Source organism: Cohnella zeiphila, assembly GCF_014212055.1.
Lineage (GTDB): Bacteria > Bacillota > Bacilli > Paenibacillales > Paenibacillaceae > Cohnella > Cohnella zeiphila.
The window spans coordinates 1-4635 of the sequence record NZ_JACJVO010000075.1 but is presented as its reverse complement, the minus strand read 5'-3'; the positions used below and the strand labels follow the sequence as shown (position 1 = coordinate 4635).

The window sequence follows — 4635 nt, the reverse complement described above, 5'->3', positions numbered from 1 at the left end:
TGCTGCTGCTTGCGGCCGTCGGCCTGCCGTTCCGGGCTTCGGCTACGCCGGTCTACGATCCGGAGAATCTGTTCGGGGACATGCCGGTTTCCATCGGCAACGACAGCCAGAACTATGAGCTCGGCATGGTGTTCCAGGCGGCTGTCGACGGCACGATCACCGGGATCCGGGTTTACGGCGTAACCGGCGATTCGGGCGCGCACCGCGTCACGATCTGGGATTCGGCCGGAACCGCGGTTTATTCCGCAACCGATTTCACCTATACGGGGCAGAACGCCTGGGTCGATTATTCTTTGACGACGCCGTTATCGATCCAGGCGAACGAGCCGTATACGTATTCCGTGTCTACGGGCGATACCGGCAAGGCGTATCCCTACGTCGCGAACGGCTTGTCGCAAGCGGGGGGCAACGGCAACAGCCTTAACTGGCTGGCGAACGCGGGACGGCTTTATATCGGGCTGGGGACCGAGCCGAACGTTGCGGTCGGAAGCAACTACATGCGGGATCTCGTCTTCGTTCCGAACGAAGCGCCTCCCGCCCTTACGCGCGTGAACGATGCGGCGGACGCGGCGCAGATGCGAACCGCGCTGGAAGCCCCAGGGTTGAAGCTGGATTTGACCGATTACGGCCAATTGACCGACAGCGGGAAGACCTCTGCGGCCGAAGCGCTGCTGGCGGACAAACCGTTCGCGGATCGGGCGGCGATCCAATCCGCGCTGGACCCCGTCGTGCAGGACGAGCTCGCTGCGCAGCATCAGCAAGCGGTCGCAGCAGTAAATGCCGCCCAATCGGCGGAGGATCTGGGAACGGCGCTGGCCGATGCGGGCCTGGGACTGAACTTGACCCGGTTCGACGCGTTGGACGCGGCCAGGCAGATCGCCGTTCTGCAGGGGATGCTTGCCGGCCGGCCGAGCGGAGGATTCGCGGATGCGGCGGCCGTGCAATCGGCGCTCGATCAGGGTGTCATAGATGTGTCCTACGACGAAGAGAGCTTGTTCGGGAATGCTGCGGCGAGCGGTAATTGGGACGGCGTTCCGTTCGAGCTGGGCGTGCGGTTCAGCGTTCGGGTGGCCGGACAGATTACGGGCGTCCGGGTGTTCGGCGTAACCGGCGAATCCGGCGATCATACGATTCGCCTGTGGGACGACAGCGACGGCTCGCTGATCGGCGGACCGTACACGTTCTCGTTCACGGGCGGCAACGCTTGGGTCGTTTATGATTTGCCGACTCCGCTGGCCGTGGCGACAGGCAAGGAATATACCGTATCGGTGTCCACTGGGACGGAGACGCGCCATTACTATCCGGTTCTGGCCAATGCGTTCGGAAGCGCGGGCNNGCGACCGCGGTCAAGACGAACTATTTGCGCGATATCGTCGTCGTTCCCGATGCGGCGCCGCCCGCTCTGCAAGCGGTGAACGACGCCGGGACCGCCGCGGATATGCAGACGGCGCTCGAGGCGATGCAGTTGAACGTGCCGGATTACGGCGCGCTCGGTTCCTCCGATAAGCTAGCCGCGGCGCAGCAGGTGCTGGACGCCCGTCCGGCGAACGGCTTCTTCCACCGTTCGGACGTCGAGTCGGCCTTCGCGGCGGCTGTGCGGCAATTGCGTTCGCAGAGGCAGGCCGAGGCGGTCCAGGCGGTCAATGACGCTTCGGACGCCGCCATGTTCCGGACCGCGATCGAAGCAGCGCCGTTGGCGCTGGATCTGACGGCGTACAACGCGCTGTCGGAAGCGGGCAAGACTGAAGCTGTCGCAGCGATGCTCGCGGCAAGGCCGTCCGGCGGATACGCCGATGCGGCCGCCATCCAGAACGCCTTGGACGGCGCGGTTGCCGATGTGGCGTCCGGACATTTGAACGCCGCCGTTCAGGCGGTGAACGCGGCAAGCGACAGCGCGGCGATGCGGCAAGCGCTCGAAGCGGCCGACCTGGGGCTGGACCTGTCCCGCTACGGCGTCTTGACNNCGCATTTTCGGCGATATTCAGAATCATTGGGCCCAGTCTCAGCTCCAGAGCTGGATCGACAGCGGCATCTTGACCGGCGACGACGACGCCTTGATCCATCCCGACGGCGCTTTAACCCGTTCCCGGTTCATGGGTTTGCTTAATCTGGCGATAGGATCCGGGGGAGATGCGGGATTGAAGTTCGCCGATCTGCTGCCCGAAGCGGCGGATGGTTCGGATTGGCATCCGGATCGGAATATTACGCGGGAAGAGGCGCTTGCTCTGGTCGCGAAGCTGGACGAACTGGACCCGAACGCGACGGACTCGCTCGGCGCCTTCAGCGACAGAGCCGACGTGGACGCCAATCTCGAGCCATACGTCAACGCGGCGATCGCGCGCCATTTGCTGCCGCATTACGAGGAGAGCGATCAGCTTCTGCCGGATGCGGCGGCAACGCTCGCCGAGTCCGTCGTGCTGCTGCAGAACGGCCTGGCGAATTCGTCGAAGTATTTCTTCCCCATCGGGGTGTGGCTGCAGAGCACGCAGAACGCCGCCGCTTATAAGGCGATCGGCGTCAATCTGTACGTCAATCTGTTCGATCCGATGACGAACCAGGATCTGACCAATTTGCAGAATGCGGGAATGAAAGTCATCACCGATCTTGATCGCGACTCCGCATTCGCCGGGGAGAATGTCATTTACGCCGATTATCTGCCTCCCGACGAGCCGGACAACGCGCAGCCGGACGGCAGCGGCGGCTACGGGCCGCCGGTCGCTCCCCAGACGCTGATCGACGAGTACGCCCGGCGGAAGCAGGAACGCCCGAACACCCCGATCTATCTGGGGCTGGGGCAGGGCGTCGCCTGGCCGGAATGGTACGGACGCGGCGCCGACACGGGCAATACGGCCGTGTACAGCCAATACGCCCAAGCGGGAGACGTCCTCGGCTTCGACGTCTATCCCGTCAATTCCACCGACGAGGCGAATGGCGGACCGGCAGGCAAGCTGTGGTACGTGGCTCAGGGAGTGGACAATCTGACCGGGTATTCGAACGGCCAGAAGCCGGTGTGGGCGGATATCGAGACGACCAACTACGAGAGCAATCCCGGGCATACGCCGACGGCAGCCGATGTCAAGGCGGAGGTGTGGATGGCGCTCGTGCACGGCGCCAAAGGGATCACCTACTTCGCGCACGTGCTCAGCCCGTTCCAGGAAGCCGGTCTACTGGCGGACAACGCCATGAGCACGGCGGTGAGCGCCATCAACCGGCAGGTTCAGCAGCTCGCCCCCGTTTTGAACAGTCCGACCGTGAACGGCGAGGTGGCCGTGCTGTCCGGCAACAAGGACGTGCAGGTCGACACGATGGTGAAGCACGAAGGCGGCGCGACGTATGTGTTCGCGGTAGGCATGCGGGACGGCGGCACGACGGCGAAGTTCTTCGGGCTTGCCGGCTCGGAGGCGGAAGTGATCGGAGAAGGGCGGACGATCCCGATCGTGAACGGCCAGTTCTCCGACGACTTCGCGCCCTATGGCGTTCACCTGTATCGAATTCCCGACAGTCAGGCCGGCGGCTTGAGCTCGCTGCAGATCGACGGGGCGGCGGTAACCGAATGGACGTCCGGCGTGCAGTTCAAGCAGATCGAGATGCCCTACTCGACCGACAGCGTCACGATTACGGCGGATGCGGCGGACCCGCAGGCCGAAGTGAGCGGAACGGGCGAGAAGCCGCTCCAGGTGGGAGACAATGTCTTCATCGTCACGGTCGCGACCGACAGCGGCACCGCGACCTATGTGCTGAACGTGCGGCGGCAGAGCGACGCGGAGCCGGCCGGCGAAGGCTGAGGAGCGGCGTAGAGGATGGAGGCAGCCGGGACCGGGGAGGCCATTCCCGGTTCCGGGGAATCCGGACGGTCGTCCTCGCGGACAGGGCGGAAGATGAGCCCAAGGAGCTAAATATAGTTGCATGAACCTCACAACCCTACCATTTCTCCCCGTGTCGCCGCCAGCTATGATCAACTTAGAGCCAAATCATGATTCCTTGGGAGGTCATGCAATGCGCAAGAAGACAGGCAGAGCTTTGGTATCCGCTTTAAGCTTGACGCTGGTTGCCGCCAGTTTGGCGGCGTGCAGCGGCAATGACAGCAAGGACAGCGGAACGGCAGGCGCCTCGCCGTCCGCCGGTTCGCCCTCCGGGTCGGCATCCGGCACGGCTGCAAGCTCGCCGAGCGCCGGCGACGCGGCCAAGTCGCCCAAGACGGGCGGCAAATTCGATCCGCCGGTCACGATCACGACGGCGATGCCGGTCGGCGACGACGTCAAATTCCGCGACGGCGAGACGATCAACGACAACGTCATGATGAAGTGGTTCCGCGACAACATGGGCATCGACATCAAGGTGCTGTGGACGACGAAGACGGTGGACGACTACCAGAACAAGCAGAAGCTGATGTTCGCCAGCAATCAGGACATCCCCGACGTCATGATCGTCAACGACCCGTCCATTCTCGCCAACTTTATCGAAGCCGGCCAACTCAAGGATATCTCGGCGGATTTCGCCCAATACGCCTCCAAGCGCTTCCAAGACTCCTATGCCACGCAGCCCTCCATCTGGAACAGCGTGCTGCGCGGGGACAAGAAATACGGCCTGCCGCTGCCCGGAGACGGCATGGCCAAGGGAGCTCTGTTCTTCCGC

2 protein-coding genes and 2 pseudogenes are annotated in these 4635 nt (G+C 63.7%); all 4 read left to right on the top strand.

Going from position 1 to position 4635, the window contains the following annotated elements; all coding sequences use genetic code 11:
- Positions 1 to 80: 80 nt before the first annotated feature.
- Positions 81 to 1415, top strand: a complete 1335-nt coding sequence (locus H7C18_RS34550; protein ID WP_475572002.1) for a DUF4082 domain-containing protein — start codon at positions 81 to 83, stop codon at positions 1413 to 1415.
- A 552-nt stretch (positions 1416 to 1967) separates the two neighbouring features.
- Positions 1968 to 2030 (top strand): annotated as a pseudogene (locus H7C18_RS36235) (hypothetical protein); the annotation flags it as partial.
- Positions 2031 to 2138: 108 nt separating this feature from the next.
- Positions 2139 to 3785, top strand: coding sequence for a cadherin-like beta sandwich domain-containing protein (locus tag H7C18_RS34545; RefSeq protein WP_238358157.1), 1647 nt, complete (start codon positions 2139 to 2141; stop codon positions 3783 to 3785).
- Positions 3786 to 3996: 211 nt separating this feature from the next.
- Positions 3997 to 4635, top strand: a pseudogene (locus tag H7C18_RS34540) (hypothetical protein); the annotation flags it as partial.